We start from the raw sequence: 25,627 nt of genomic DNA, 5'->3' as shown, positions 1-25,627 counted from the left end.
TAATCAAAAACTTACCGCTTTATTTTTAGCATGAGAATGAAAAAACATATTTATTGTCTACATCAGTCGGAGTATGAAATCCAATTTTTTGATGTGGATTCGATGAACATTATGTGGCATGGTCATTATGTGAAGTATCTGGAAATGGCACGTTGTGCATTTTTAGAAGAAATTGGCTACACCTATGATGTGATGCGGGAACATGGCTATGCTTATCCGATTGTTGCGTTGGATTTGAAATACGTAAAACCTGCACTGTTCCGTCAAAAAATTCGGGTAGAACTCGCATTAATTGAATATGAAAGCTGTATTCGATTTGATTATCTGATTGTTGATGCCACTACGAGTGAAAAGCTCACCAAAGGCTCAACCACACAAATGGTAATTGAAATTGCCAGCCGTGAAACACAATTTGAAACACCATTATCATGGCGCAATGCGGTGCAAAATTTTCCGCATTTTCAACCGCTTGTTGAGGGACAAAAATGAAAAAATACCTGCTGTTATGTTTAGCGTTCTTTAGCCCACTAAGTTGGGGATTTTCGCAAGCAGAGCTGATTCAACAACTACAAAAACCACAATCTGTACAAGGCGATTTTACCCAACAGCGCTTTTTAAAAGCGTTAGCCAAGCCGATTGTCGCAACAGGTAAGTTTGCACTAGTGGCACACAAAGGGTTGTTGTGGCAAATGGAAAAACCGTTTGCCAGCCAAATGAAAGTGACCGAGCAAGGAATTTCGCAATGGAACGGCATGCGCTGGGTGGCAAGTAGTAATGTAGGCCAAGCAGAGCAAATTCAGTTATTTTTAGGTTTGTTAAGTGGCGATATTTCAGCATTATCGAACCAATTTGATCTCACTCTGACAGGCTCTGCGACGGATTGGCACTTAGCATTACAACCAAATAGCTTATTAATGAAACAAATTTTTGAGCAAATTACTTTACAGGGGGGGAGCGTAGTTAATGCTATTGAATTAAAAGAGAAACAGGGCGACCGCACTTTGATTCAATTTCATCAACACCAAGTAAATCAGCCTCTTGCCAACGATGTGCGTAGTGCTTTGCCATAGGTAAAAATAATGAAAAAAATGATCGCTTACCGCATTTTATATGCGGTCTTTTTATTGGGCGCTTTCGCCTTATTTAGCCTACAGAAACTCCATTCCAATTGGTTTGAAACAGATTTGCGTTCGCTTTTACCACAAACGCAACAATGGTCAGCAGTCCAAATTGAAGCCGACCGCTGGCAAGAACAACAACTCAACCGCCAAATTATCGCTTTGGTTGGGCATTCGGAAGCAAACCAAGCCTTTGCGATTGCGTCTGCGATTAGTCAACAATGGCAAAAAAGCGGTCTGTTTCAGCAAATTTTTGACAAAACAGAACCTAACCTTCCCCAGCTTCAACAAGAAATTCAACAGCTTAAATGGGCAGTGTTACCCGCTGATATTCAGTCTCAACTATTAAATTCGCCTGCGCACTACTTTCAAGATTATGCGGCGCAAATTGCTAATCCATTTAATCAAAGTCAGTTAGTGCCACTTGATCAAGATTGGCTGGGGGTAGCACGTTTTGTATTAAGTCAAGCACAACAACTTTCGAATATGCGTTGGAATGCGCAAAATAGCATGATTTTTACCGAACATCAGGCAAAAACATGGGTGTTGTTGCGGGCAGAGCTACAGCAGGTAAATATGCTGAATGCAAGCCAAGCGCTTCCCGTACTATTGGCAGAAAACCGACAATATGCTGAGCAGTTACAAGCCGAATTTAAAACAGCGGGTTCAGCATTATTTGCAGCAGCGGCTAAACAGCAGGCAGAAAGTGAAAGTGTGTTAATGAGTAGCTTAGGAATTGGTTTAACGTTGGTATTGCTACTTTTGGTATTTCGTTCTTGGCGGGTACTTGCGCTATTTATGCCAATTTTTATCGGAATGGGTATGGGCATTGTAGCAACCGTATTTACGTTAGGGCAAATTCATCTTTTAACCTTAGTGATTGGCACTAGTTTAGTTGGGGTGTTGATTGATTTCCCATTACATTGGCTTGCCTCGGCATTATCTGTTAAACAATGGCGGGCAGAACAAGCAATGAAAGATCACCAGCTGACTTTTATTATCAGCTTGTTGATTACTTTGTTAGGCTACGGTTTGCTGTGGTTTACCGATTTACCTGTGCTAAAACAAACCGCACTTTTTTCTGGTGTGGCGTTAGTTTCCTCTATTTTAGCTACTATATTATTTTTGCCTGTCATATTTGCACAGGCTGATTTTGCACGGCGTCCACGTGTTTCACTTGAGTGGTTTAAATTACCAAAATGGTTCACTTATCGCAGTGTGCAACTATTACTTGTTGCTATGCTAGTGGCAGGTGTGTGGCAATCAAAATGGCAGGACGATATTCGCCAATGGGTATCAATGCCCCCAGCGATGTTGCAAGAAGTACAACATATTGCACAGCTGACAGGAATTGATTTAGGTAGCCAATATTTCCTTGTGGTGGCAGATAATGACGAGCAATTATTGGCGAAAACAGCACAGCTTTCACAACAATTGAGTGCGTTAAATCAGCCCCATCAAGCTATCAGCCAATGGTTTCGCTCTGAGCAAGCACAGCAACAACTTTATATGCAAATTTCACAAAAAATTCGACCGCTTGATTATCAAGCGTTGCTGGAATTAGGTTTGCCTGATAAGGCAATAAGCGATTCGATTCAACAATTGCAAACACAGTCAACACTTTCTTTGCAACAAGCGTTAAATACAACATTGGGACAAGCTTGGAAAACGCTTTATTTAGCGAATATCAATGCAAATCAAGTAGCAACTCTCGTGAAGATTCAGCAGGCGACAGCGACGGAGTCTTTGCAAGCGTTAGCTAATAATCAGGATATTTTTTGGCAAGATAAACGAAGCTATTTAAATCAAGCTTTCCAGCAGACACGCAATCATGCCGCGTGGTTGAAGGCAATTTCTTTTGTGCTGGCTGGATTATTGTTATGGCGTTTGTTTGGGCGTAAAGCAACGGTGCAAATGCTTGCGATTCCAATGGCAGCGATTGTTGCAACGGTGGGGATTTTTGGCTGGTTCGGTTTGCCAATCACATTATTTACCATGTTTGGCTTGTTGTTAGTTTCGGCAATTGGAATTGATTACACCGCTTATATGCAGCACTCCAATGAACAATTAGCAACCAAAATTACGGCAATTTTATTGGCAGCAAGCACTACCATGATCTCATTTTGCTTATTGGCATTGAGTAGTACACCAGCTGTCGCGAGTTTTGGTTTGAGTGTGAGTCTCGGTATTGCTATTTGTATTGGGTTGATTTTGCTGAGACTGCGAATGTTTTCAGCGAGTTAGCTCAAATTTCGCTTTACACGTTTAAAAAATCAGCGTAGAATCTGCAACCTATTTTGCGTTAATCGCAAAGATTGATGGTGCTTGCCAAATCAAGCCCCGTCCAAGACCGTAGGTGAAATGATGTTAATCATCTCTTAATTTAGCCTACGTAGATGGTGAACAGACAGAATTTTCTGCTTCTGGACACCTTAGGCTCAGAAGATTGCTACTTGCAATGCAAGCGGTGAGTTTTTTGAGGTTTTTTGTAAATTCCACGTTTAGTGGAGTGTATCAGGAGCTAAAACCAATGGCATTAAATCTTCAAGACAAACAAGCGATTGTTGCTGAAGTAAACGAAGCTGCCAAAGGTGCCCTTTCAGCTGTTGTTGCGGATTCTCGTGGCGTTACAGTTGAGAAAATGACTGAGTTACGTAAATCTGCTCGTGAAGCTGGTGTAACAATGCGTGTTGTACGTAATACTTTATTACGTCGTGCGGTTGAAGGCACAGAATTCGAGTGCTTAAAAGATACGTTTACTGGTCCAACTCTTATCGCATTCTCTCATGAACATCCAGGTGCAGCAGCACGTTTGTTCACTGAATTTGCGAAAGCAAACAAAGAGTTTGAACTTAAAGGTGCAGCCTTTGAAGGTAAAGTACAAGATGTAGAATTCTTAGCTACATTACCAACTTACGAAGAAGCAATTGCACGTTTAATGGGCACAATGAAAGAAGCTGCGGCAGGCAAACTTGTTCGCACTCTTGCGGCATTACGCGACAAATTACAAGAAGCTGCATAATTCTTTGCAGAAAACTTCTTAACTCGTTTAACAACTTATTTACTTTAGGAATTGATTGTCATGTCATTAACTAACGAACAATTAATCGAAGCGATCGCTTCAAAATCAGTATCAGAAATCGTTGAATTAATCGCAGCGATGGAAGAAAAATTCGGTGTTTCAGCAGCGGCAGCAGTAGCAGCAGCTCCAGCAGCAGGCGCAGCGGCAGCAGAAGAAAAAACTGAATTCGACGTAATCCTTGCTAACGCAGGTGCAAACAAAGTTGCTGTAATCAAAGCAGTACGTGGTGCAACTGGTTTAGGCTTAAAAGAAGCTAAAGACTTAGTTGAATCTGCACCAGCAGCATTAAAAGAAGGCATATCTAAAGCTGAAGCTGATGCACTTAAGAAAGAATTAGAAGAAGCTGGTGCACAAGTAGAAATCAAATAATTTTTGATTTAACTTATCCAGAACTTCAAGTTCATAAAAAACCCCGATGGAAACATCGGGGTTTTTGCATTTTGCTGAGTTAGCATACTCAGAAATAATAAATTTTTGCTTGGTTCTTGCTTGTTAAAATTTCATCGATTTGCTACAATTACCAACCATTTTTGCATTTACGGCTGACGATGATTATTCCGTCAGCCTTTTGTGCTTGAAAGCAATTGTTGATTTTGTCATTTTAATCAGCAAAATTTGCAAATTTCCTCCCCATTTTGACCGCTTGTAGTAGTGATTTTTGACTGTAAGTAAGGCAAATGGAAAATGACACTTCGTAAAATTAATGCCACTTCCAGCTGGTCCTGTAAGTCGGATTGTGTAATCTTAACCCAAAAAAATCAGAAGGCTATCTAACAATGGCATACTCATATTCCGAGAAAAAGCGTATTCGTAAGAGCTTTGGTAAACGTCCACAAGTGCTTAACGTACCTTATCTATTAACAATTCAACTTGATTCTTTTGAAAAATTCATTCAAAGAGATTCAGAAGGACAACAAGGTTTAGAAGCGGCATTCCGTTCAGTGTTCCCAATTGTAAGTAACAATGGTGCAACTGAATTACAATACGTTTCTTACGAATTAGGTGAGCCTGTTTTTGATGTGCGTGAATGTCAAATTCGTGGTACAACCTATGCCGCACCATTACGCGTAAAATTACGTTTAGTGACTTTTGACCGTGAAGCAGCAGCGGGTACGGTAAAAGACATTAAAGAACAAAACGTGTATATGGGCGAAATCCCATTAATGACTGACAACGGTACATTCGTCATCAACGGTACTGAGCGTGTAATTGTGTCTCAGTTACACCGTAGTCCAGGCGTATTCTTCGATTCTGACAAAGGTAAAACCCACTCTTCAGGTAAAGTGCTTTATAACGCACGTATTATTCCTTACCGTGGTTCTTGGTTAGATTTCGAATTTGACCCGAAAGACAACCTTTACGCACGTATCGACCGTCGTCGTAAATTACCAGCAACGATTATTCTACGTGCTTTAGGCTACACCACAGAAGAAATCCTTTCGATTTTCTTCGAAAAAGTAACCTTTGAAATCCAAGATAACAAATTATTAATGACATTGGTGCCAGAGCGTTTACGTGGTGAAACGGCAGCATTTGATATTGAAGCTAACGGTAAAGTTTATGTAGAACGTGGTCGTCGTATTACTGCACGCCATATTCGTACTTTAGAAAAAGACGGTATTTCACAAATTGAAGTGCCAGTAGAGTACATCGTAGGTAAAGTAGCTGCGAAAGATTATATTGATCTTTCAACAGGTGAAGTAGTTTGCCCAGCAAATATGGAAATCTCAATGGAAATGTTAGCGAAATTATCGCAAGCAGGTTACAAAGAGATCGATGTGTTATTTACTAACGATTTAGATCACGGTCCTTATATTTCTGAAACATTACGTGTAGATCCAACTTATGACCGTTTAAGTGCATTAGTTGAAATCTATCGTATGATGCGTCCAGGTGAGCCACCAACGAAAGAAGCAGCAGAAGCATTATTCGACAATATGTTCTTCTCTGCTGATCGTTATGACTTATCTGCGGTAGGTCGTATGAAGTTCAACCGTTCACTTAACCTTGCTGAAGGTGTAGGCTCAGGCATTTTAAGTAACGATGACATCATCGGCGTAATGCAAAAATTAATTGAAATCCGTAATGGTCGCGGTGAAGTGGATGATATCGACCACTTAGGTAACCGTCGTATTCGTTCTGTAGGCGAAATGGCAGAAAACCAATTCCGTATTGGTTTAGTGCGTGTAGAACGTGCTGTGCGTGAGCGTTTATCATTAGGTGATTTAGACGGTATTACTCCGCAAGATTTAATCAATGCAAAACCAATTTCTGCGGCAGTGAAAGAATTCTTTGGTTCTTCACAACTTTCGCAATTTATGGACCAAAATAACCCGCTTTCAGAGGTTACCCATAAACGTCGTATTTCGGCATTAGGTCCAGGTGGTTTAACTCGTGAACGTGCTGGTTTTGAGGTTCGAGACGTACACCCGACGCACTATGGTCGATTATGTCCAATCGAAACGCCTGAAGGTCCAAACATCGGTTTGATTAACTCACTTTCAGTGTATGCACGTACCAATAACTACGGTTTCTTAGAAACACCATTCCGTAAAGTGGTAAATGGTCAAGTGACTGAAGATATTGAGTATTTATCAGCGATTGAAGAAGGTAACTACGTTATCGCTCAGGCGAACTCAAACTTAGATGAGAACTTCCGCTTTACTGATACATACGTAACTTGTCGTGGTGAACACGGTGAATCAGGTTTATATAAACCAGAAGATATCCATTATATGGATATCTCAACACAACAAGTAGTTTCTGTTGCGGCGGCATTAATCCCATTCTTAGAGCACGACGATGCGAACCGTGCGTTAATGGGGGCGAACATGCAACGTCAGGCAGTTCCAACATTACGCGCGGATAAACCACTTGTTGGTACGGGTATGGAAAAACCAATCGCACTTGATTCAGGTGTGGCGATTGTGGCGAAACGTGGTGGTACAATCCAATATGTTGATGCATCTCGTATCGTGGTGAAAGTAAATGAAGATGAAACGATTCCAGGTGAAGCAGGTATCGACATCTATAACTTAATTAAATACACCCGTTCAAACCAAAATACCTGTATCAACCAAATTCCTTGTGTGAATTTAGGTGAGCCAGTAGCACGTGGTGAGATCTTAGCGGATGGTCCTTCAACCGACTTAGGCGAATTAGCATTAGGTCAAAATATTCGTGTGGCATTCATGCCATGGAATGGTTATAACTTCGAAGACTCAATGTTAGTTTCTGAGCGTGTAGTACAAGAAGACCGTTTCACGACTATCCACATTCAAGAATTATCTTGTGTGGCGCGTGATACTAAACTTGGTGCGGAAGAAATCACAGCGGATATTCCAAACGTAGGTGAGTCTGCATTAAGCAAACTTGACGAATCAGGTATCGTGTATGTGGGTGCGGAAGTTAAAGGTGGCGACATCTTAGTCGGTAAAGTAACACCTAAAGGTGAAACTCAATTAACACCAGAAGAAAAACTTTTACGTGCGATCTTCGGTGAGAAAGCGTCTGACGTTAAAGATTCTTCATTACGTGTACCAAACGGTACTTCAGGTACGGTTATCGACGTTCAAGTATTTACCCGTGATGGTGTAGAAAAAGATAAACGTGCTTTAGAAATCGAAGAAATGCAACTTCGTGAAGCGAAAAAAGATTTAACCGAAGAGTTAGAGATTTTAGAAGCGGGTTTATTTACTCGTGTTCGCAACTTATTAGTTGAAGGTGGTGTGAGTGAAGCAGAACTAGATAAAGTTTCTCGTGAGAAATGGTTAGAACAAACCTTAGATGACGAAGCAAAACAAAATCAATTAGAGCAGCTTGCAGAACAGCACGAAGAATTACGTAAGGAATTCGAACGTAAACTTGAAATTAAACGTAATAAGATCATCCAAGGTGACGATTTAGCGCCTGGCGTATTAAAAGTGGTTAAAGTTTACCTAGCAGTTCGTCGCCAAATCCAACCTGGTGATAAAATGGCGGGTCGTCACGGTAACAAAGGGGTTATCTCAAAAATTAACCCAGTTGAAGATATGCCATACGATGAAAACGGCCAGCCAGTTGAGATCGTATTGAACCCATTGGGCGTACCTTCACGTATGAACATTGGTCAGATCTTAGAAACCCACTTAGGTTTAGCGGCGAAAGGTATCGGTGATCAGATTAATAAGATGATCAAACAGCAACAAGAAGTGGCGAAATTACGTGAATATATCCAAAAAGCGTATGACTTAGGTCACGGTTCACAAGTTGTTGATTTAAGTACCTTTACTGACGAAGAAGTGATGCGTTTAGCAGAAAACTTACGTAAAGGTTTACCGCTTGCGACACCAGTATTTGACGGTGCGCACGAAGCTGAAATCAAAGGCTTATTAGAATTAGGTGGCTTACCAACTTCAGGTCAAATCACGTTATTTGACGGTCGTACTGGTGAGAAATTCGAGCGTCCAGTAACAGTGGGTTACATGTATATGCTCAAATTGAACCACTTAGTTGATGACAAAATGCATGCTCGTTCAACAGGTTCTTATAGCTTGGTTACTCAGCAACCACTTGGTGGTAAAGCGCAGTTCGGTGGTCAGCGTTTCGGTGAGATGGAGGTTTGGGCATTAGAAGCATACGGCGCAGCTTACACCTTACAAGAAATGCTAACAGTTAAATCGGATGACGTGAACGGTCGTACGAAGATGTATAAAAACATCGTAGATGGCACACACCAAATGGAACCAGGTATGCCAGAGTCATTCAACGTATTGTTGAAAGAGATTCGTGCCTTAGGTATCGATATGGAGTTAGACGAAGACTAGTCGTCAGCCTTCAAGCGGTTGAATTTAGTAAAAATTTTGCGAAATTTGACCGCTTGTAAAAAATAGATTTCCTCGTTTAAAGCCTTGCGCTTTAAGCAAAACTTTAATTCCTCACTAGGGGCAAAAAGTGAAAGACTTAGTAAAGTTTTTAAAAGCACAATCAAAATCAAACGATGATTTTGATGTAATTAAAATTGGTTTAGCATCACCAGATAAAATCCGTTCATGGTCTTTTGGTGAAGTAAAAAAACCAGAAACCATTAACTATCGTACCTTTAAACCTGAACGTGATGGTCTTTTCTGTGCACGTATTTTTGGTCCAGTAAAAGATTATGAATGTCTTTGTGGTAAATATAAACGCTTAAAACACCGTGGTGTGATTTGTGAAAAATGTGGCGTTGAAGTAACCCAAACTAAAGTACGTCGTGACCGTATGGGTCATATTGAACTTGCGTGTCCAGTAGCACACATTTGGTTCTTAAAATCACTTCCGTCCCGTATCGGTTTAATCTTAGATATGCCTTTACGTGATATCGAACGTGTACTTTATTTCGAATCATACGTAGTTACCGAACCAGGTATGACTGATTTAGAAAAAAATCAGTTATTAACTGAAGAGCAGTACTGGGAAGCGGAAGAGCGTTGGGGCGATGAGTTTGAAGCGAAAATGGGTGCGGAAGGTATTCAAGCCCTATTACGTGATATGGACTTAGAACACCAATGCGAAATGATGCGTGAAGAGTTACAAGAAACTAACTCTGAAACGAAACGTAAGAAAATCACAAAACGCTTGAAATTACTTGAAGCATTCCAACAATCTGGCAACAAACCAGAGTGGATGGTAATGACAGTATTACCAGTGCTTCCACCAGATCTTCGTCCATTAGTGCCACTTGATGGTGGTCGTTTTGCGACTTCAGATCTGAACGATTTATATCGCCGTGTGATCAACCGTAACAACCGTTTAAAACGCTTACTTGATTTAGTAGCACCAGACATCATCGTACGTAACGAAAAACGTATGTTACAAGAGTCTGTGGATGCGTTATTAGATAACGGTCGTCGTGGTCGTGCGATTACAGGTTCGAACAAACGCCCATTAAAATCTCTTGCTGATATGATCAAGGGTAAACAAGGTCGTTTCCGTCAGAACTTATTAGGTAAACGTGTGGATTATTCAGGTCGTTCGGTAATTACCGTAGGTCCTTACTTACACCTCCACCAATGTGGTTTACCGAAAAAAATGGCATTGGAATTATTCCGTCCATTTATTTACTCTAAATTAGAATCTCGTGGCATTGCTTCAACAATCAAAGCTGCGAAGAAAATGGTTGAGCGTGAAGAACCTATCGTATGGGATATCCTTGCGGAAGTTATTCGCGAACACCCAATTTTATTAAACCGTGCGCCAACCCTTCACCGTTTGGGTATCCAAGCGTTTGAACCGTTATTAATCGAAGGTAAAGCAATCCAGTTACACCCACTTGTTTGTGCGGCATTCAACGCGGACTTCGATGGTGACCAAATGGCGGTACACGTACCATTAACGCTTGAAGCGCAGTTAGAAGCGCGTGCGTTAATGATGTCAACCAATAACGTACTTTCACCAGCAAGTGGTGACCCAATTATCGTTCCTTCTCAGGACGTTGTATTAGGTCTTTACTACATGACTCGTGAAAAAGTAAATGCGAAAGGTGAAGGAATGTACTTCCTTGACCCACGTGAAGCGGAAAAAGCATACCGTACAGGTCAAGCTGAATTACACGCACGCGTTAAAGTTCGTATTACTGAACATGTGAAAAATGAAGCAGGTGAATTAGTTGAAGAAACGAACTTAGTGGATACCACTATCGGCCGTTCAATCTTATGGATGATCGCGCCAAAAGGTATGCCATTTAAAGTGTTCAACCAAACGTTAGGTAAAAAAGCGATTTCGAAATTAATCAACGAAAGCTACCGCCGTTTAGGTTTAAAAGAATCTGTTATTCTTGCTGACCAAATCATGTACACAGGTTTCGCATACGCTGCTCGTTCAGGTGCGTCAGTTGGTATCGATGATATGGTAATCCCAGTGCAGAAAAATGAAATTATCCGCGCAGCAGAAGCAGAAGTTGCAGAGATTCAAGAACAATTTAACTCAGGTCTTGTGACTGCAGGCGAACGTTATAATAAAGTAATTGATATTTGGGCGGCTGCAAACGAACGTGTTGCAAAAGCAATGATGGAAAACCTTTCAACGGAAGAAGTAATCAACCGTGAAGGTAACCCAGAAAAACAAGCGTCATTTAACAGTATCTTTATGATGGCTGACTCGGGTGCGCGTGGTTCTGCAGCTCAGATTCGTCAGTTAGCAGGTATGCGTGGTCTTATGGCTCGTCCAGACGGCTCGATTATCGAAACACCGATTACCGCAAACTTCCGTGAAGGTCTGAACGTTCTTCAGTACTTTATTTCAACCCACGGTGCGCGTAAAGGTCTTGCGGATACCGCATTAAAAACTGCGAACTCAGGTTACTTAACTCGTCGTTTAGTAGACGTAGCACAAGACTTAGTCATCACTGAAGATGACTGTGGTACACACGAAGGTATCGTGATGACCCCATTAATCGAAGGTGGTGATGTTAAAGAAGCATTACGTGATCGTGTATTAGGTCGTGTAGTTGCAGAAGACGTATTAAAACCAGGTACAGAAGAAGTATTAATTCCACGTAACACCTTAATTGATGAGAAATGGTGTGATGTGATTGATGCGGAATCTGTGGACGTAATCAAAGTACGTTCAGTAGTAACCTGTAACACAGACTTCGGTGTGTGTGCGAAATGTTACGGTCGTGACCTAGCGCGTGGTCACCTGATCAACCAAGGTGAAGCAGTAGGTGTTATTGCGGCACAATCAATCGGTGAACCAGGTACACAGTTAACCATGCGTACGTTCCATATCGGTGGTGCGGCTTCTGCGGCAGCAAAAGAATCTAGCATCCAAGTGAAAAACGCAGGTACGATTAAATTAACCAACGCTAAATTTGTAACGAACAAAGAAGGCAAAATCGTCTTAACTTCTCGTAACACAGAATTAACTGTAATCGACACCTTCGGTCGTACCAAAGAAAACTATAAAGTACCTTACGGTGCAGTGCTTTCTAAAAACGACGGTGCAGAAGTTGCAGTAGGCGAAGTGGTTGCTAACTGGGATCCGCATACCATGCCAGTTATCTCAGAGGTAAGCGGTCGTATCCAATTCAGCGATATTGTAGATGGCTTAACCGTTACTCGTCAAACCGACGAATTAACAGGTTTATCATCTATCGTGGTGCAAGATGTGGGTGAACGTGCAACCGCAGGTAAAGACTTACGTCCAGCATTACGCTTAGTGGATGCGCAAGGTAACGATATCTTAATCCCAGGTACAGATGTGGCAGCGCAATACTTCTTACCAGGTAAAGCAATCGTAACCTTAGACGACGGTGCAACAATTGAAGTTGGTGAAGCATTAGCACGTATTCCACAAGAATCTGTGGGTACTAAAGATATTACCGGTGGTCTTCCACGCGTAGCAGATTTATTTGAAGCACGTAAACCGAAAGAGCCAGCAATCCTTGCTGAAATTTCAGGTATCGTGTCATTCGGTAAAGAAACAAAAGGTAAACGTCGTTTAGTGATTACACCAGCAGAAGGTGAAGCATTCGAAGAAATGATTCCAAAATGGCGTCAGCTCAACGTATTCGAAGGCGAGATGGTACAACGTGGTGACGTAATCTCTGATGGTGCAGAAACTCCGCATGACATCTTACGTTTACGTGGCGTTCATGCAGTAACAGACTACATCGTAAACGAAGTACAAGAAGTTTACCGCTTACAAGGGGTAAAAATTAACGATAAACACATCGAAGTTATCGTTCGCCAAATGTTACGTAAAGCAGTGATCACTAACGCATACGACAGCGAATTCCTCGAAGGGGAACAAGTTGAAGTGGCACGTGTGAAAATTGCAAACCGCAAACGTGCAGAAGAAGGCAAACCACTTGTTGAGTTTGAACGTGAGTTACTTGGTATTACCAAAGCCTCTCTTGCAACGGAGTCATTTATCTCAGCAGCATCGTTCCAAGAAACAACACGTGTGCTTACCGAAGCCGCAGTTGCAGGTAAACGTGACGAATTACGTGGCTTGAAAGAGAACGTAATTGTAGGTCGTTTAATCCCAGCGGGTACGGGTTTCGCATATCACCAAGCACGTGCGAAAAAACGTAGCCAACAAGAACAAGCGGTCGCTTTTGAAGCACCAATTGCACAGGCTTCGACTAACGTATTCGCAAGCGATGCAGATATCGAAGCAGAATTCGAATTCGTCGCAGACGACGCAACTCAAAGCCTTGCAGCATTATTAAATGCAGGTGATGAAGAGTAATTCGTAAGGTGGATATTATTGTCCACCGATAGATAGAAAAAATAAAGCCCCCAGAACTAGTGAGTTCTGGGGGCTTTTTGTTTGTTTAGTGCACGGTAGGATGGGCGTTAGCCCATCTATTATAAGAATTAGTATAGAAAGATTAAGAATTTTTGGGTTGTTCTTTTTATTTTCACACATAGTCTATTGACAGGCTAGAATGCTTGAAAACCATTTGTTGGAATTTGTCAAGTGGTTTTATTTTTTGTGTGTATAAATTCTCATTATTTTTCAATGGGTTATGCTCATAGATGATTTTTATTATATTTTGTTATAGGAAGAAATAATGGAAAAAGCATTTTCATTAAATTTTTTAAAAGAAAATCCAGAAGTTGATTTTAACCAAGAATGGACTTGGAAGCCTGAACATTATTTAAAGGACACTGCAATAAAAACAGCTACGTTTAGTGGTAAAAATCAGGCAGATGATTATACAAACGAATAGTATTTTTTTATTAGAAAGAGGCTAAAACTTTTAGCCTCTTGTTATAAGGATAGCACTGTGATTTTACTTATTGGTAGTTCTGATGATCCTCATTTAATTACAATTCAAACAGAATTAGCAGAAATCAATCAGAAGTCTATTATTTTAGATGTCTCAAAAGAAGCATTATTAAATACAGAATTTTCTTATTATTCAGATTCTAATAGTTTCATTATTAAGCAAAACAATTTGAATATTGATTCTACAGAAATTCAAGCTGTATTTTGTCTATCTCCATTATATGCAAGAACAGGATTTATTAGCTCAAACGAAAAAGATTTTTGGTATTTTTCTTGGCGAGAATCACTATTTGATTTCTATGAATATTTATCTAAAACAGCATTTTGGGTAAATAATAATCTACGAACATCACTTTCTGCTCAAAGTAAAATTTCTTTCTTTTTAAATGCCAAGAGTGCAGGATTAAATACACCTAACTCTTTAATTAGTAATTATAAAACTGAAATTAATAGATTCTTTGTTGAACATTCAGAAGTTGTATTAAAAACAATGCATCAAATTTATTTGGAGCATAATGGGCAACAGACAATGCTATTAGTGGATAAAGTCAATAAAGAACAATTTGAGAGTTTTGAAACCCAAAACGAATGTCCACTATTTTTACAAGAGAAAATTAATAAGCAGTTTGACGTTAGGGCTATTGTTATAGGCGATCAAATACTTAGTTGTAAAATTGATGCTAGTTCTTCTAGTATTGGGAATATTGATTGGCGAATATATGATATTACCAAATACAAAGCACTCGATATATGAATTACCTGATGAATTAAATCTAAAGCTAATAAATCTCGTGAAATCTTTTGGGCTAGATTATGCGTGTTTAGATCTCTGTATGGATCAATATAATGAATTTTGGGTTTTAGATGTGAATCCATTTGGTAAATATATGTGGATAGAGTTATCAATAGGACTAGAAATTAGTAAGGGAATTGCTAAATTTTTGAAGCATAGAATTTCTAATGAATAAAAATATTTTATGTGAATAATATACTCGATGGTAATTTTTTTAGGGTTTATGTAAATAACTATGGCGATTAAAGCAAGAGGCTTATGCCCTTTTTGTAGTAATTCTATTACTGCTAAAATTATTGAATATAATTATATTCGTCGGGATAAATGTAAATATCCTGATTGTAATCATATTATTTATGTGTGTAGAACCCCAAGTTGTAATAATTATGCGAAGGGGGGGCGATATGTGGGATGATGAATTATGTCCAAATTGTACAAATGATCTTCCAAATAAGGTATCAATGGTGGGAGGAGCAATTCTTACTATAGCTGCTTTAATAGGAAAAAGGAAATAAAAGGTTGTCCTCCCGATAGTGCCCGTCTCCTGACGGGGGCTGTATTTTTAATCTTGATGAGTTTATATAAGCACTCGTCAAAGACCATAACTATTCGAAACATTTAAATTTACTGAAGCGTCCTCTCTCCCGCTCGCGGGAGAGAGTGCCCGAAGGGCGAGAGTGTAAAGAAAATGGTGCGTTAGCAAACACCCCCTACCCTCAACGATGTCCCCCCACGCACGAGCCGTACGTGGTTACGAGGATCTACGAGCCTAGTGAGCCACTTTGTGGCTCGCCTCTGTTCCAGTCCATAAGAATCGAAATATCATAATTTGTTAATATTTAAAGGAAATCCCCCTCTTTAGAAAAGAGGGGTTAGGGGAGATTTGATTGCGATAGTGATTGGTGACAAGCGGTCGAATTTCCTAAGGATTTCGCAGTCACCCACCGTACACCCATAAGAGTTCGAAGCATTAAATTTACTGGGGCTTCCCCTCTCCCTCCGAAAATCCTATGGATTTTCTCCACCTTCTCCCGTAAACGGGAAAGGGGAATGGTTAGCTTTTTAATGTTTCGAACAGTTATGGTCAGAGACGAGCGCTATCCTTTCTAGGAATTGGTAACAGGGAATAAAAAACAAGCGGTAAAATTTCTAATATTTTTAGCAATTTTAAACCGTCCAATCCTGCCAATTTAAATCAGTAATTCGCTGAAATTCTTTCACATTATGTGTCACTAAAACGGCATTAACGGCTAAGGCATGGCAAGCAATCCATAGATCGTTGCTACCAATAGGTGTGCCTTGCTGTTTTAAGTGATTTGACCATAAGCCATAGTGTTCACAGATTTTATCTGTCGGATAAATAACGGAAATTCGCTTGGTGATCTGGGCAATTTTTTCAAAGGCTTTTTGTGTATTTGCACTGCCATTTGCACCTTTAAGTAGCTCTGCATAAGTAATAAAGCTCATAACCAGTTGATCTTGCGGCACAAGTTTTGCAACACGTTGTGCGACTGCAAGCGGTTTATTTTTCATTAAATAAATCAAAATATTGGTGTCGAGCATATAAATTATAGATCTTCTCGCTCTTGTGGTGGCTCAATATCTCGATTTTCTAGTGCTTGAATAAAATCGTCATCAAAATCTGAAAATAAATCAAGAAATGAAATATCAACTTTGGGTTTGAATGGGCGCAAAATAATATCGCCATTTTCGCCATGCAAAATTTCTACCGTATCCACATCTAAACGAAAGTTTGCAGGAATTCGAACCGCTTGACTATTACCGCTACGGAATACTTTTGTCATCATAATTTGCTCCTGTATATACAAATGTTTTTTAGTAGATACAAAATAACATAACAGCTTAAAAAATCAACTAAAATGGTTTGGATGGGAGTGTGGGATATGCCTGACTAGTAGGAATTGGGAACAAACAAGCGGTCAAATACCCTTAAAAATTTGCAAAAAGTTTAGGGAATTTAACCGTTTGTATTTATAAACTGATTGATACACTTCGGATAAATGGCATGGGTTTTTGTTGGGCTTGCCATAAATCGTAATTGGCTTGTTGGTGTAGCCAGCTTTCTGGTGTTGGGCTGTTTTCGCCCAGCCAAGCGTGTAAGCGGATTGCCATTTCTGCGCTGATTCCCGCTTTTTCATTCAGTAATCGTGAGAGGGTGACTCTGTTCACACCTAGCTGTTTGGCAGCTTCTGTAACAGTCAGCCCTAGCGTGGGTAGAATATCTTCTCTTAAAATTTCTGCGGGATGCGGTGGAGCGTGCATTCTCATAATTTCCCCTAGTGATAATCTTGGTAGTTAATAACCTCAGCATACCCATTGGTTAATTTAAAAGTAATTCGCCAATTTGCATTTACTTTTACTGACCAGTGATTTTTCAGATCGCCTGTCAGAGAGTGTAAGTTCCAGCCAGGAATATTCATATCTTGTGCCGTTTTAGCGCTGTCCAGCCTGGCTAAAATCCTTTTTAATTTTGCTTGATGCGCAACGATAATCCCAGCTGTATTTCCTGTAAGATAAAATATCTCAAGCCCTTTATGCTTAAATGAGAGAATCATTATTTCCTCGCATTGTAGTGTTATACACTACGCTTTTCAAGTTAAATAAAGGCTATTTATTATTCATATTAAGATATTGTTCAACAGGCTGTTTTGAATTTGTCAATATGGATCGCAAAAATAGGAATGGATATTTTTAGTAAAAAAATATTCCCTCTGATAGCACCCGTCTCCTGACGGGTGCTTTGTTTCTAAATCTAAATGTTTGTATAAGCACTGAGCGCTATCCTTTCTAGGAATTGGTAGCAGGGAATAAAAACAAGCGGTTAAATTCCCTTAAAAATTTGCAAAAAGTTTAAGGAATTTAACCGCTTGTATTGTATCACTTACTCTAAACCAACAATTTTCCAGCGGTTGTGAGAAGCGCCTTCAATTTTGCCGTTTTTCACATTAGTGATGTAATCGATCATCATATTTTGAATGGTGCCAGCTTCGCTGCCCATGGCGACTTTAGATTCCCATAACACTGGGATTTGTTGTCCTTCCCATACGCCACCTTTTTTGATGAGCTGTGCATAGCGATATGAGTTCATACCGAGTTTGAGTTTGCTGTCATCGGTAATTTTTGTGCCGTCTGCAAGGGCTAAATCTATAATTTTTTCGCCGCTTGGTTTGCGTAAATCAATGTTATATTTTACGCCACCGAAAATATCGAAAGTTACATATTTTGATTTACCACGTGTTTCGTTGATTCGGTAATCTTTATCTTGTGGCTGAATTGTATCAAAGTAATCTGCTGACCAGTTCATATAAGCTTTAAGTTGTTTTCCAGTCACTTCGTATACACTTACATCACCGCCTGCATAGCGATAGTTATAGATAATATCTTTTTTCTTAATATCGCCTTTATCTAAACGTACAGTTTGATAGTCGAAGGCAAAGGAAACCACGTCTGCTTTGCTGTAATGTTGTTGCACATCGTTAATTAATGACGATAGGCCAGTGTCTTGTGTAAAAGCAATTGCTACGCCGTGATTTTTATCCTGTGGAACCATCGTTTGTGCCGTTTCGCCAATTTTCACGTTGTTTAAACGACGTAATTCATCGTGATATGGTTGATAGATTTTTTCGATAGCAGGATCGGAAGCCAATTGTTTAACTGGCACAGTTTTCGCATTTTTTGAAAGCAAGGTAACTTTGCCGTTATCTGCTACATCAAAGGTTAAATCCACTTCAGAAACCACGGTGCCGTAGCGGTGTGGCTCAGTAATAAGGGTATTTTTGATCGTTTCAGCAGGGACATTTTTATGCATATGACCTGCGATAATCACATCAATGCCTTCAACATTATTCACTAAATCTGCCACGCCGGTATCGGCGATATTGTTTTCGTTTTCAATTCCCATATGGGCAAGTACGATAATCGCATCTACGCCTTTCGCTTTTAATTCAGCAATTTGTGTTTTCGCTTCTTCGCTTGGCGAGCTAAATTTCATTTCATCAAGATGGTGTGTATCTTTTTCAAAGATCGCAGACATTGGTGTGGTTAAACCAATTAAGCCGAGTTTCACACCGTCTTTCTCAATAATATCGGTTGCAGCCACGTAGCGTTTGCCGTCTTTTTTGTAGTAGAAATTGGCGGTGAGTACTTTTGCGTTAATATCTTTTAAAATCTCGTCTAAAGCGGTCATACCGAAGTTAAATTCGTGATTACCTAAAATGAAATAGTCGTATTTCATTTCGTTTAACACTTTCGGAACGGGGTTGTCTTTGTAATATTTTTCGGTTTTAGCAAACACTTCAACTTGGTTGTCTTGAATCGCATCACCAATATCGACTAACACCACATTCTTGTTATTTTGGCGTACGTCTTTTACATAGGTGGCGATTTGTGCATAAGAACCTGATTTGTCCTCAACATCTGCACCATAGCTCCAAGGGACAATACGACCATGAACGTCCGATGTACCTAAAAACTTAATGTTAACCTCTTTTGCTACAGCTACACTTACAGCTGACAATGCCAATAAAGTACCGAGCACTTTTTTCATAATGATCTCCTTGTGAGATAAGTAGGGATAGATAGATTCAAAGCTATTTTAGCTTAGGTAGGCACGATTTTGTAAGCAGTCGAAGGGGGTTTTTCTGGAAAATGTGATCTTCTCGACACAATTTGGATGTTGATAACGGCCACAAGCGGCCTAATTTTGCAAAAAGTCTGCAGAATTCGCTCACTTGTGGCGTAAAATTATAGCCCTATCGCATAGCGTAGTGCTTTTTTCTTGAGAGGAAGGATTTTTTCCGCTAGCACTAAGCCTAAATTGCGGGCGATTTTAACGGGTAAGATTTTAGTTTTAAAGGTTTTATAAAACACGTCCATGCCCGTTTGCATCAATAAATTATCGGGTTTGCGTTTGTGTTCATAGCGTTTGAGTACGGCTTCAGTTGCAAAATTTTCGCCTTTTTTGACCGCTTGTTCAATAACTTCCAGTAACGCCTGAACGTCTTTAAAACCGAGATTGACGCCTTGTCCTGCTAGGGGATTGATTGTGTGTGCTGCATCACCGATCAGCACCACGCCGTTTTTAACATAATGTTGGGCATGTTGGCGAGTTAGCGGAAAACTCGCTGCCTTCATTACGGCTATTTTGCCTAAACGAGCAGGAAAATGTTGATGAATTTCTGCGGTGAGTTTTTCGGCAGAAAGTTGTTTTAGTTGGGTAATTCGTTGTGGAGCGTCATACCAAACCACACAACCATTTTGTTCAGAAAGTGGCAAAAAGGCACGAGGGCCACTCGGGAAAAATTGTTGCCAAGTGACCGATTGTTGCGGCAATTCGGTTTTCACTGTGGCAAGTAAACAATGTTGGCGATATTGCCAGCTGGTTAGCCCAATGCCTGCCCAGTTGCGAACCTGTGAATTTGCGCCGTCTGCGGCAATCAGTAGTGGTGCAGTGAATGTTTGCTCATCTACTGTTACCGTCCATAATTGCCCGTCGTAATTTGCAGAAATGTGTGAAAATCCGACCGCTTGTTGGCAGTTTGGATATTGGCCTAATGTTTGCCATAAGCCAATTTGAATCAGATTGTTTTCCACCATAAAGCCGAGTTTATCTAAGCCGATTTCCTTGGCGTGAAAAGCGGTATTAAATCCTTCGATTTCCCACGTTTCTAAACCATCATATGGGCAAACACGCATTTGGCTGATGTTCTGCCAAGCGCCTAAATGTTCAAGTAATGTTACCGAAGCTACACTGATCGCAGAAATACGCAAATCGTAATCGGCATTGAGATCAAATGAGGGAAGTGGATTTTTTTCGATTAAAGTAATCTTTAGCCCAAGTTTGGCTAGCCCAAGCGCCGCAGCCGCCCCGACCATGCCACCACCAATGATAATCATATCCTGCGTATTCATATTTTCCCTCACTGATTAAATTTTATTGGCATATTATACCGTTTTGATAACAGGCACTAACTCAATATTGAGTGCTTTTAAGATTTTTAGAATGGTTTCAAAACGAGGTTTACTCTCTGCTGAAAGTGTTTTGTACAAGCTTTCTCTCCCTAATCCTGTTTTTTGTGCGAGTTCACTCATGCTACGGGCTCGGGCAATATAGCCAAGCGCTCTTAAAAATTCAGCGTTATCGCCATCTGCTAGCACTTGTGTAAGATAGATTTGAATTGCTTCTTCGCTATCTAAATATTCTGCTAGGTCAAAAGTTTTTGTTTTTATTGATGTTTTTGTAATTCTGTCCATATTTTTCTCGCTTTTTCAATATCTTTTTCCTGAGTGGATTTATCTCCACCGTTGAGTAATAAATAAATGATTTCTCTCTTTTGAGCATAGTAGACTAGATATCCTGCTCCAGTATCTATTCTCATTTCCCATAACCCCATTCCCAGAGCTTTATGATCTCCAAAATTACCGAAGCTAGCACGTTCAATTCGTCTTGCAATAGTGACTCGTGCGATGGGATTTTTGAGAGTTTTAAGCCAATGATGAAATATTGGCGTTTGCTCAATAATGAATATTTGTGATGGCATAAAATAGCACCTTAAATAGTATCCAATAAGATACAAAATAACAACAATTATTTTATGTTAGGCGTTCAAGCTGAATTTGATAGAACGTCAAACTATTTTTGCGATCTTGATCGAGAAAATGATGCTTCTGTCTGTTTTTCTCTGAGTGCAGTTTTATCCTCTATCAATTTTGGAGGAAAATATGTCTTTAGCGATTGTTTATAGCCGAGCATCTATTGGCGTAGAAGCGCCGTTGGTGACGATTGAAGTGCATTTAAGTAACGGAAAACCAGGGTTAACTATTGTTGGTTTGCCCGAAACGACAGTGAAAGAAGCGGGAGATCGGGTACGCAGTGCGTTGATGAATGCCAATTTTATGTACCCGCCACAGCGGATTACGATTAACCTTGCACCTGCGGATCTACCTAAAGAAGGTGGGCGGTTTGATTTGCCGATTGCAATTGGTATTTTAGCGGCTTCGGGGCAAATGGATGCGGATCGGTTAAAGCAGTTTGAGTTTTTAGGTGAACTAGCATTAACGGGAGCGTTGCGAGGCGTACATGGTGTGATCCCTGCTGTGATTTCTGCTGAAAAAGCCAAACGACAAATGATTATTGCTCGCCCGAATCAAAATGAAGCTTCATTGGTTTCTCATGCTCAAACCTATTTTGCTAGTTCGCTGTTGCAAGTGGTGAATTTTATGAATAAGCGAGACAGTTTGCCGATTGCTCAGCAAATTTCGCAAAAAACGCCAGAAAATCGACCGCTTGTACGTCGTGATTTAACGGATATTATCGGGCAACAACATGCAAAACGAGCCTTGATGATTGCCGCCGCTGGGCAACATAATTTGCTGTTTCTTGGACCACCAGGCACGGGCAAAACCATGTTGGCAAGCCGTTTGGCAGACTTGTTGCCTGCGATGAGTGATAATGAGGCAATTGAAACCGCTTCAGTCACCAGCTTGGTGCAAAATGAATTGAATTTCCAGAACTGGAAAGAACGCCCATTCCGAGCGCCACATCATAGTGCTTCAATGGTGGCGTTGGTGGGTGGAGGCTCAATTCCCAAACCTGGAGAAATTAGTTTAGCGCATAACGGTGTGCTTTTTTTAGACGAATTGCCTGAGTTTGAGCGTAAAGTGTTAGATGCGCTCCGTCAGCCACTTGAATCAGGTGAAATTATTATTTCTCGTGCGAATGCGAAAGTACAATTTCCTGCCAGTTTTCAATTAATTGCGGCGATGAATCCAAGCCCGACAGGGCATTATCAAGGCACGCACAATCGCACTTCTCCGCAACAGGTGATGCGTTATTTAAATCGTTTATCAGGGCCGTTTTTAGACCGCTTTGATTTATCGATCGAAGTGCCGTTATTGCCAAAAGGCGCATTGCAAAGTAGCGATAACCGAGGGGAAACTACTGAACAGGTACGCAAGCGAGTGCTTGCAGCAAGAGCATTACAAATGGCTCGAGCGGGTAAAATTAATGCAAAATTAACCACTAAAGAAATCGAACGAGATTGTCGCTTAGATGAAAAAGATGCGTTGTTTTTGGAAAATGCACTGACTAAATTAGGGCTTTCTGTGCGTGCTTATCATCGGATTTTGAAGGTTTCACGCACGATTGCGGATCTCGCTAATGCGCCGAATATTCAACAAATCCATCTTGCTGAAGCGTTGGGCTACCGTGCAATGGATCGCCTATTACAGCGCCTGCAAGGCGAAAATTAAGGCGCTCGTTGAATTGAGCGGAGTAACTCAGCAACAAAGGCTTGTGGTTGTTCAAAATGTGCATTATGTCCTGCCTGTGCAATGAGTCGATAATTAAGCTGATGTTGCTCCGCCATATTTCTAAATTTAAGATCTCGTTCACCAATCAAAAAGCTAATCGCATATTTACTTCCTACCAGCTGAGATAAAAAATAAGGCTGTTTAGCTAAACTGGTAGCCTCCAGCATTTCAGCAATTGCAATGCCGTGATTATGTTGCCGTTTTTTGATTAAATTTGACCGCTTGTGTTGGCCTAAATTGGCAAAAACTGCTTGCTGATACCAATCATTTAACACTTCTGTGAGCGGTTGATGGCGAAATCGTTCCGCCCATTGATAATCGTTTTGCCAACGTGCTTGGCGCTCTCCTTCGGTTGCCAAGCCGATATTGGTGCCTTCAAGAATAGTGTGTTGCAGATTAGGGTTATGCGCATTCAGCGTATAGTCCAATGCTAAACGCCCACCTAATGAATAGCCCACCAAATAAAAAGGTTGCGTGCCAATATAGTGCTGAATGGTTTGATCGATCAGATCTCGTACGTCAGCAAAGTCGTGACAGTGAATCTGTGCGCTTGCACCATGCAGGGGGAGGTCAATGGTAAGCGGTCGAATTTGCGCAAAATTTTGCAAGCGGCTGAGCACCGCTTGCCAATCTTGTTGCGAACCGAGTAAGCCATGTAGGAAAACTATTGGCGTACCCGTTTCGCTATGCCATGTCGCGTGGAGCATTAGGCGATTTCCGCTTGTGAGATTTGTTTGATTAACGATTTATACAGGTTGCTACCGTCTTGTTCATTGACTTTGATTTCCACAATCGTCACACCTTTACGTCCATAAGCGAGTTTGAGTTTTGCCTTGAGATCAGCCCAAGTGAACGGGCGAATGTACTCAATGCCAAACATGGTCGCAATTGGCGCAAATTCATAGTTATGCGATAAGCGGTAGAATTGCTCTTTCGCTTTTGCTTCCACAGGCAACATATCGAAAATTGCACCGCCACTATTGTTGATCACAAATAAAATGCACGGGTGATTGATTTTGCTGAGCAAAGAAACCGAATTGAGATCGTGTAATGCAGAAATATCGCCAAGTACACCCACGGTTGGTTGTCCGCTACCTTTTGCTACGCCAGCCATGGTTGCGATTAAGCCATCAATACCGCTTGCGCCACGATTGGTATAAACGGGGTAGCCTTCAGGCAATTTGCACAGCGCATCTACTAAACGTACAAATAGGCTGTTGCCGATAAATAAATTGCCGTTGGTCGCCAACACTTCTTCAATATGGTGCGCTAATGATGCTTCGTTTAAGCTTCCACCCACTTGTTGCTCAATAAAACCCGCACAGAATTGTGATAATGCAAGCGGTTCTAATAGCCATGGTTTTTGGCGTAATGGTGGATGCACACGTAAGAAGTGGTGTGCTTTCGCCACAAAACGAGTTTGCTGATGCGCAAATGGATTGAGGTAATCGCTGTATTCATCCACTTGCCAAAATTCGCCTGTAAATGCTTCGAGGAATTTATTCACTCTTTTGCTCACGATTTGGCGACCAAACTGAATTACAATATCTGCTTGTAATAAGCGTTGATGTACGGTTTTGTTGGAAAGCCAAATATCAGCGTATGGCAGGCTTGCATCTACACAAGATTGCACATCGGTGAGTAAACACCAACCGAGCGTATCTGCCCACGCTTTGATCCCAATACCTTGCTCGACAGGCAATTTGCCAACCACAATCACGCCACGTTTGGTGCGCCAATAATCCCAATTCTCGTGCATTGACACTTCACTTTGAATAGTTTGGCTGTTGATCCATTTTGCTTGGGAATTAATCAACCAACTTTGAATGGGTTTTAGCCATGGGTGTGTGCTAATGCTATTTTCATCCGCTTCATAGAGTGGCTCTGCAAACGGAGCATTGATATGAACTACGCCACCTTGCTGGCTTTGGGTTACGCACGCTTGCTCAATAGTTGCGACTAACCAACTCGCATTATAATGCTCGGCTGGTTTTGGTAAGTTGACGCTTGCCACAGGATAATTGGCGAAAATGCCTTGTTGGGCAATTGCTTGATTTGCGCCGCAGCCAATGAGTTCTGGTGGGCGATCTGCTGAAAGTACGATCAATTTATGATGAGCGATACTTGCTTCAATTACTGCAGGGTAAAGATTTGCCACGGCAGTGCCAGAGGTCACAATAATCGCAACAGGATAGTTTGTAGCTTTAGCAATCCCTAATGCAAAAAAGCCTAAGCCACGTTCATCAAAATGGCTATGGCATTGCGCTTGTTGGTTTTGTTGTAATTGCAGAGCCTCAAGAGTTAATGGCGTTGAACGTGAGCCTGGTGCAATACAAAAATGCTTCACGCCATAACGTAGTAAAGCGTTCACAATCACTTTTGCCCAAGAGCGGTTAAAGGTGCTTACTGTCATATCTCTTCTCTATGCTTTATAACTGGTTTAATTTTCATAAAATGATGGAATTGTAGCAAAATTTGCAAAAAATAGGTGGAAAATAACCGCTTGTTAGGCATTTTATTTCATTCGCCGTTTACGTTTAAAAAGGTATG

At 40.7% G+C, this 25,627-nt stretch carries 20 protein-coding genes; 10 read left to right on the top strand and 10 right to left on the bottom strand.

Annotated features, from left to right (window positions below; all coding sequences use genetic code 11):
- Window positions 1-36: 36 nt before the first annotated feature.
- The 9 genes from F8M47_RS00610 (at window position 37) to F8M47_RS00575 (ending at window position 14,707) form a co-directional block, all read left to right on the top strand.
- Window positions 37-489 (top strand): acyl-CoA thioesterase, encoded by a 453-nt coding sequence (locus tag F8M47_RS00610; protein ID WP_150538284.1) that lies wholly within the window; start codon window positions 37-39, stop codon window positions 487-489.
- Window positions 486-1,070 (top strand): LolA family protein, encoded by a 585-nt coding sequence (locus F8M47_RS00605; RefSeq protein WP_150538283.1) that lies wholly within the window; start codon window positions 486-488, stop codon window positions 1,068-1,070. Before F8M47_RS00610 ends, F8M47_RS00605 begins: the two co-directional genes overlap by 4 nt.
- A gap of 9 nt (window positions 1,071-1,079) precedes the next feature.
- Complete coding sequence (locus tag F8M47_RS00600) at window positions 1,080-3,362, top strand: MMPL family transporter (RefSeq protein ID WP_150538282.1); 2,283 nt, start codon at window positions 1,080-1,082, stop codon at window positions 3,360-3,362.
- 286 nt (window positions 3,363-3,648) lie between these two features.
- Complete coding sequence (gene rplJ, locus F8M47_RS00595) at window positions 3,649-4,140, top strand: 50S ribosomal protein L10 (RefSeq protein WP_150538281.1); 492 nt, start codon at window positions 3,649-3,651, stop codon at window positions 4,138-4,140.
- A gap of 60 nt (window positions 4,141-4,200) precedes the next feature.
- Entirely contained in the window at window positions 4,201-4,569 is a 369-nt protein-coding gene (rplL, locus tag F8M47_RS00590) for a 50S ribosomal protein L7/L12 (protein ID WP_015674252.1), read from the top strand.
- 407 nt (window positions 4,570-4,976) lie between these two features.
- Window positions 4,977-9,005, top strand: a complete 4,029-nt coding sequence (gene rpoB, locus F8M47_RS00585) for a DNA-directed RNA polymerase subunit beta (RefSeq protein WP_150538280.1) — start codon at window positions 4,977-4,979, stop codon at window positions 9,003-9,005.
- Window positions 9,006-9,132: 127 nt separating this feature from the next.
- Window positions 9,133-13,410: a DNA-directed RNA polymerase subunit beta' gene (gene rpoC, locus F8M47_RS00580; protein ID WP_150538279.1), complete on the top strand. Its 4,278-nt coding sequence runs from the start codon at window positions 9,133-9,135 to the stop codon at window positions 13,408-13,410.
- A 325-nt stretch (window positions 13,411-13,735) separates the two neighbouring features.
- A complete protein-coding gene (locus F8M47_RS12010) occupies window positions 13,736-13,894 on the top strand; it encodes a hypothetical protein (protein ID WP_167509583.1) in 159 nt (52 codons plus the stop codon).
- A gap of 57 nt (window positions 13,895-13,951) precedes the next feature.
- Window positions 13,952-14,707: an ATP-grasp domain-containing protein gene (locus F8M47_RS00575; RefSeq protein WP_150538278.1), complete on the top strand. Its 756-nt coding sequence runs from the start codon at window positions 13,952-13,954 to the stop codon at window positions 14,705-14,707.
- Between the two features lie 1,206 nt (window positions 14,708-15,913).
- On the opposite strand, the gene F8M47_RS00570 is transcribed toward F8M47_RS00575, so the two are convergent.
- The 8 genes from F8M47_RS00570 to F8M47_RS00535 form a co-directional block, all read right to left on the bottom strand.
- Window positions 15,914-16,318, bottom strand: a complete 405-nt coding sequence (locus F8M47_RS00570) for a PIN domain-containing protein (protein ID WP_150538277.1) — start codon at window positions 16,316-16,318, stop codon at window positions 15,914-15,916.
- The gene (locus F8M47_RS00565) at window positions 16,315-16,554 is read right to left on the bottom strand and encodes an antitoxin (RefSeq protein WP_150538276.1); all 240 of its coding nucleotides are present in this window, start codon (window positions 16,552-16,554) and stop codon (window positions 16,315-16,317) included. The genes F8M47_RS00570 and F8M47_RS00565 overlap by 4 nt, the downstream gene beginning before the upstream one ends.
- A 184-nt stretch (window positions 16,555-16,738) precedes the next feature.
- Complete coding sequence (locus F8M47_RS00560) at window positions 16,739-17,035, bottom strand: HigA family addiction module antitoxin (RefSeq protein WP_150538275.1); 297 nt, start codon at window positions 17,033-17,035, stop codon at window positions 16,739-16,741.
- 8 nt (window positions 17,036-17,043) lie between these two features.
- On the bottom strand, window positions 17,044-17,322 hold the full coding sequence (locus tag F8M47_RS00555; protein ID WP_150538274.1) for a type II toxin-antitoxin system RelE/ParE family toxin: 279 nt from the start codon (window positions 17,320-17,322) through the stop codon (window positions 17,044-17,046).
- 326 nt (window positions 17,323-17,648) lie between these two features.
- Window positions 17,649-19,313, bottom strand: a complete 1,665-nt coding sequence (locus F8M47_RS00550; RefSeq protein ID WP_150538273.1) for a bifunctional metallophosphatase/5'-nucleotidase — start codon at window positions 19,311-19,313, stop codon at window positions 17,649-17,651.
- 197 nt (window positions 19,314-19,510) lie between these two features.
- The gene (locus F8M47_RS00545; protein ID WP_150538272.1) at window positions 19,511-20,677 is read right to left on the bottom strand and encodes an FAD-dependent oxidoreductase; all 1,167 of its coding nucleotides are present in this window, start codon (window positions 20,675-20,677) and stop codon (window positions 19,511-19,513) included.
- Window positions 20,678-20,710: 33 nt separating this feature from the next.
- The gene (locus tag F8M47_RS00540) at window positions 20,711-21,019 is read right to left on the bottom strand and encodes an addiction module antidote protein (protein WP_150538271.1); all 309 of its coding nucleotides are present in this window, start codon (window positions 21,017-21,019) and stop codon (window positions 20,711-20,713) included.
- On the bottom strand, window positions 20,992-21,306 hold the full coding sequence (locus F8M47_RS00535; protein ID WP_150538270.1) for a type II toxin-antitoxin system RelE/ParE family toxin: 315 nt from the start codon (window positions 21,304-21,306) through the stop codon (window positions 20,992-20,994). The genes F8M47_RS00540 and F8M47_RS00535 overlap by 28 nt, the downstream gene beginning before the upstream one ends.
- A 181-nt stretch (window positions 21,307-21,487) precedes the next feature.
- Between F8M47_RS00535 and F8M47_RS00530 the strand changes: the two genes are divergently transcribed.
- Window positions 21,488-23,017 (top strand): YifB family Mg chelatase-like AAA ATPase, encoded by a 1,530-nt coding sequence (locus F8M47_RS00530; RefSeq protein WP_150538269.1) that lies wholly within the window; start codon window positions 21,488-21,490, stop codon window positions 23,015-23,017.
- Here F8M47_RS00530 and menH read toward each other — a convergent pair.
- Both menH and menD read right to left on the bottom strand, forming a co-directional pair.
- Window positions 23,014-23,784, bottom strand: a complete 771-nt coding sequence (menH, locus tag F8M47_RS00525) for a 2-succinyl-6-hydroxy-2,4-cyclohexadiene-1-carboxylate synthase (protein ID WP_150538268.1) — start codon at window positions 23,782-23,784, stop codon at window positions 23,014-23,016. The two genes, F8M47_RS00530 and menH, sit on opposite strands and share 4 nt — an antisense overlap.
- Window positions 23,784-25,490, bottom strand: a complete 1,707-nt coding sequence (menD, locus tag F8M47_RS00520) for a 2-succinyl-5-enolpyruvyl-6-hydroxy-3-cyclohexene-1-carboxylic-acid synthase (protein ID WP_150538267.1) — start codon at window positions 25,488-25,490, stop codon at window positions 23,784-23,786. Before menD ends, menH begins: the two co-directional genes overlap by 1 nt.
- Window positions 25,491-25,627 lie beyond the last annotated feature (137 nt).

This window comes from Actinobacillus vicugnae, from assembly GCF_901687125.1.
Taxonomy (GTDB): Bacteria; Pseudomonadota; Gammaproteobacteria; order Enterobacterales; family Pasteurellaceae; genus Actinobacillus; species Actinobacillus vicugnae.
This window is presented reverse-complemented; position numbering and strand designations above follow the sequence as displayed.

What these genes read in the sequence shown, in the direction of transcription:
- F8M47_RS00535 (WP_150538270.1), bottom strand. Translation starts at nt 21,306, where the DNA reads ATGCCATCACAAATATTCATTATTGAGCAAACGCCAATATTTCATCAT.
- F8M47_RS00610 (WP_150538284.1), top strand. Translation starts at nt 37, where the DNA reads ATGAAAAAACATATTTATTGTCTACATCAGTCGGAGTATGAAATCCAA.
- F8M47_RS00600 (WP_150538282.1), top strand. Translation starts at nt 1,080, where the DNA reads ATGAAAAAAATGATCGCTTACCGCATTTTATATGCGGTCTTTTTATTG.
- F8M47_RS00565 (WP_150538276.1), bottom strand. Translation starts at nt 16,554, where the DNA reads ATGATGACAAAAGTATTCCGTAGCGGTAATAGTCAAGCGGTTCGAATT.
- menD (WP_150538267.1), bottom strand. Translation starts at nt 25,490, where the DNA reads ATGACAGTAAGCACCTTTAACCGCTCTTGGGCAAAAGTGATTGTGAAC.
- F8M47_RS12010 (WP_167509583.1), top strand. Translation starts at nt 13,736, where the DNA reads ATGGAAAAAGCATTTTCATTAAATTTTTTAAAAGAAAATCCAGAAGTT.
- F8M47_RS00560 (WP_150538275.1), bottom strand. Translation starts at nt 17,035, where the DNA reads ATGAGAATGCACGCTCCACCGCATCCCGCAGAAATTTTAAGAGAAGAT.
- F8M47_RS00545 (WP_150538272.1), bottom strand. Translation starts at nt 20,677, where the DNA reads ATGAATACGCAGGATATGATTATCATTGGTGGTGGCATGGTCGGGGCG.
- rpoB (WP_150538280.1), top strand. Translation starts at nt 4,977, where the DNA reads ATGGCATACTCATATTCCGAGAAAAAGCGTATTCGTAAGAGCTTTGGT.
- F8M47_RS00555 (WP_150538274.1), bottom strand. Translation starts at nt 17,322, where the DNA reads ATGATTCTCTCATTTAAGCATAAAGGGCTTGAGATATTTTATCTTACA.
- F8M47_RS00605 (WP_150538283.1), top strand. Translation starts at nt 486, where the DNA reads ATGAAAAAATACCTGCTGTTATGTTTAGCGTTCTTTAGCCCACTAAGT.
- rplL (WP_015674252.1), top strand. Translation starts at nt 4,201, where the DNA reads ATGTCATTAACTAACGAACAATTAATCGAAGCGATCGCTTCAAAATCA.
- F8M47_RS00540 (WP_150538271.1), bottom strand. Translation starts at nt 21,019, where the DNA reads ATGGACAGAATTACAAAAACATCAATAAAAACAAAAACTTTTGACCTA.
- F8M47_RS00530 (WP_150538269.1), top strand. Translation starts at nt 21,488, where the DNA reads ATGTCTTTAGCGATTGTTTATAGCCGAGCATCTATTGGCGTAGAAGCG.
- F8M47_RS00550 (WP_150538273.1), bottom strand. Translation starts at nt 19,313, where the DNA reads ATGAAAAAAGTGCTCGGTACTTTATTGGCATTGTCAGCTGTAAGTGTA.
- menH (WP_150538268.1), bottom strand. Translation starts at nt 23,784, where the DNA reads ATGCTCCACGCGACATGGCATAGCGAAACGGGTACGCCAATAGTTTTC.
- rplJ (WP_150538281.1), top strand. Translation starts at nt 3,649, where the DNA reads ATGGCATTAAATCTTCAAGACAAACAAGCGATTGTTGCTGAAGTAAAC.